The following is a 3,352-nucleotide window of genomic DNA, read 5'->3' on the forward strand; positions in this document are numbered from 1 at the left end:
CGCCAGGTATTGCGGCGACGGCAGGCCCTCGTTGGCCCACAGCCGCTTGGTCATGGTCTTGTCCATCGCAACGCCGGAGGCCGTCACGCCCGAACCGGTGTAGGGAACGCCCAGCCATTCGAGAGCGCCTTGGATGGTGCCGTCCTCGCCGCCGCGACCGTGCAACGCGATGAAGGCACGATCAAAGCCCTCGTCCTTCAGGGCTTGCAACGGACGTTTGGCGGGATCGAAGGCGTGCGCATCGACGCCGATGGATTGCAGCGCGGCCAGCACGCCGTTGCCGCTCATCAGCGACACCGGCCTCTCGGCACTGTGACCACCGAAGAGCACGGCAACCTTGCCAAGACCCTTGGCATCGATGTTCAGATCGACAGGCGACTTCATGCTGCGCCTCCTTGGAAATGTTCCGCGACGCGGCCCGGCAGGCTGCTCATCGAGCCTGCTCCCATGCCGATGACGACATCGCCATCGCGGGTCAACGTGGCCAGCGCCGCCGGCATGTCGGCCACGCCGGCCACGAAGTGGGGGGTGCCGACGGCCTGCGCGAGCGCCGTACCGGTCGCGCCTTCGATGGCGGCCTCGCCGGCCGAATAGACCTCGGTCAGCAGCACGACGTCGGCACCGGCCATCACCCGCACAAAGTCGGCAAAACAGTCCCGCGTGCGCGTGTAGCGATGCGGCTGGAAGGCCAGAACGAGGCGGCGGCCCGGATAGGCGCCGCGCGCGGCGGCCAGCACGGCGGCCATCTCGACCGGGTGGTGGCCGTAGTCGTCGACCAGTTCGAAGCGGCCGCCATCGCCCGCCGGCCATTCGCCATGCTTCTCGAAGCGGCGGCCGACGCCGGAGAAATTCTTCAGTGCCCGCTGGATGGCCTCGTCCGGGCAGTCCAGCTCCATCGCGATGGCGATGGCCGCGAGCGCATTGCGCACGTTGTGCTCGCCGGCCAGATTGAGCAGCACGTCCAGGTCGGCCGCGCCCTCGCGCTGGCAGCTGAAGCGCATCTGCGCGCCGGCCAGCGCCTGCACATCGACCGCGCGCACGCCGACACCCGCGGACAAGCCGTAGCTGACGACCGGCCGCTCGATGCGGCCGAGGATGGCCCGCACGCCCGGGTCGTCGGCGCACACCACCGCCGCGCCGTAGAAGGGCATGCGGTGCAGGAATTCGATGAAGGCGTCGTGAAGCCGCTCGACCGAATGACCATAGGTGTCCATGTGGTCCTCGTCGATGTTGGTGACGACGGACAGCACGGGGCTGAGCTTCAGGAAGGAGGCATCGCTCTCGTCGGCCTCGACGACGATGAACTCGCCCTTGCCGAGGCGCGAGTTGGCGCCGGCGGCGTTGAGCTTGCCGCCGATGACGAAGGTCGGGTCCAGGCCGGCTTCGACGAGGATGGCGGTGACCAGCGACGTCGTCGWCGTCTTGCCATGCGTGCCGGCGATGGCGATGCCGCGACGCAGCCGCATCAGCTCGGCCAGCATGACGGCGCGCGGCACGACCGGCACCTGGCGACCGCGAGCCGCCTGCACCTCGGGGTTGTCAGCGGCGACGGCGGTGCTGGTGACCAGGGCCTGCGCTTCGCCGATATTGGGCGCGGCGTGGCCGATCTCGACCCGCAGGCCCAAGGCCCGCAGTCGCTCGGTCGTCGCGCTCTCGACGGCGTCCGAGCCGCTGACCGTGAAGCCCAGGTTGTGCAGGATTTCGGCGATGCCGCTCATGCCGGCGCCGCCGATGCCGACGAAATGCAAACGCTGTACGGCGTGCTTCATGTCAGCCTCTCGTCCGACGGATACGTCGGCCGACCCCCCGAGGGGATGCGGGCCGGCTCGGGAGCGGCCCAGCGCTCGGCCCGCCATGCACTACGGCCACCACGGCTCATTTCAGCATCCCCTCAATCTCGTCGGCCACACGCGCAGCCGCGCGGGGGCGGGCCAGCGAGCGGGCCTTCTCGCCCATGGCAAGCAGGGCGCTGCGGTCCAGGCTGCTCAGCAGTTCATGCAGCTTGGCCGGCGTCAGCTCGCCCTGGGGCAAATGGATGGCCGCGCCGTGCTGGGCCATGAAGACGGCGTTGTCGCGCTGGTGCGAGGTCGTGCTGACAACCAGCGGCACCAGCACTGCGGCGCATCCAGCCGCGCAGAGTTCGCTGACGGTGATGGCGCCTGCGCGGCAGACGACAACGTCGGCCCAGGCCAGCGCCGCTGCCATGTCGTCGATGAAGGGGCGCACTTCCGCCGACAGGCCGGCATCGGCATAGGCCTGCCAGACGGCGCCGAGATGGTCCTGCCCCGACTGGTGCAGCACCAGCGGCCGCTGTTCCTCGGGCCACAGCGCCAGCGCCTGCGGCACTACCTGGTTCAGCGCGCGCGCGCCGAGCGAGCCGCCCAGCACCAGCACATGCAGCGGGCCGGACCGCTCGGCCATGCGCTCGGCGGGCGCAGCCAGTGCTTCGATCTCGGCGCGCACCGGATTGCCGCTGACGACAGCGCCCGACGTCGAAGCCGCCGCCGCACCGTCGAAGCCGAATGCAATCCGGCGCGCAAAGGGTTTCAACGCGAGGTTGCTTTTCAGCATCGCCGCGTCAGCATTGACCAGCATCAGCGGCCGGCCGGTGAAGGCAGCCGTCAGGCCGCCCGGCAGGCAGACATAGCCGCCCATGCCGAGCACGGCCGTCGCATGGCGCTGCGCATAGACGCGACGCGCCTGGCCCAGCGACTTGAAGAACCCGACGATGCCGCGCAGCGCATGCTTCAGCCCCTTGCCGCGCAGGCCGGCAAACGGCAGCGCATCCAGCTCGATGCCACGTGCCGGCACCAGGCGGTTCTCCATGCCGGTCGGCGTGCCGATCCACGACACGGTCCAGCCGCGGCGCTGCATTTCCTCGGCGACCGCCAGGCCGGGAATGATGTGGCCACCGGTGCCGGCGGCCATGACGACCAGGTGCCGCGTCATGACCTGCCTCCGCGCATCATCTGCCGGTTTTCCAAGTCGATCCGCAGAACAACGGCCAGCGCCACACAGTTCATCAAGATCGCCGACCCGCCAAAGCTCATCAGCGGCAGCGTCAGCCCCTTGGTCGGCAGTGCGCCCAGATTCACGCCCATGTTGATGAAAGCCTGGCCGCCCATCCAGATGCCAATGCCCTGGGCGTAGAGACCCGCGAACACGCGGTCCAGTGCGATGGCCTGGCGGCCGATGAGGAAGCAGCGGCGGGTCAGCCAGAAGAACGCAAGGATCACCACGGCCACTCCAGCAAAACCAAGTTCCTCGCCGATGACGGCGAGCAGGAAGTCGGTATGCGCCTCGGGCAGGTAGTGCAGCTTCTCGACGCTGCCGCCCAGGCCCTGGCCCAGCC

Annotated in this window: 3 protein-coding genes and 1 pseudogene; all 4 read right to left on the reverse strand. The window is 69.3% G+C overall.

Annotated elements, in window-relative coordinates:
* Positions 1-384: pseudogene (locus ACXJKR_RS27845) on the reverse strand (D-alanine--D-alanine ligase); the annotation flags it as partial.
* A complete protein-coding gene (murC, locus tag ACXJKR_RS27850; RefSeq protein ID WP_457325583.1) occupies positions 381-1,769 on the reverse strand; it encodes a UDP-N-acetylmuramate--L-alanine ligase in 1,389 nt (462 codons plus the stop codon). The gene murC and the pseudogene ACXJKR_RS27845, both read right to left, overlap by 4 nt.
* Positions 1,770-1,875: 106 nt before the next feature.
* The gene (gene murG / locus ACXJKR_RS27855) at positions 1,876-2,949 is read right to left on the reverse strand and encodes an undecaprenyldiphospho-muramoylpentapeptide beta-N-acetylglucosaminyltransferase (protein ID WP_457325585.1); all 1,074 of its coding nucleotides are present in this window, start codon (positions 2,947-2,949) and stop codon (positions 1,876-1,878) included.
* Positions 2,946-3,352, reverse strand: a 407-nt coding sequence (locus ACXJKR_RS27860) for an FtsW/RodA/SpoVE family cell cycle protein (protein ID WP_457325586.1), incomplete at its 5' end; no start/stop codon positions are given. The genes ACXJKR_RS27860 and murG, both read right to left, overlap by 4 nt.

This window comes from Roseateles sp. P5_E11, from assembly GCF_054049355.1.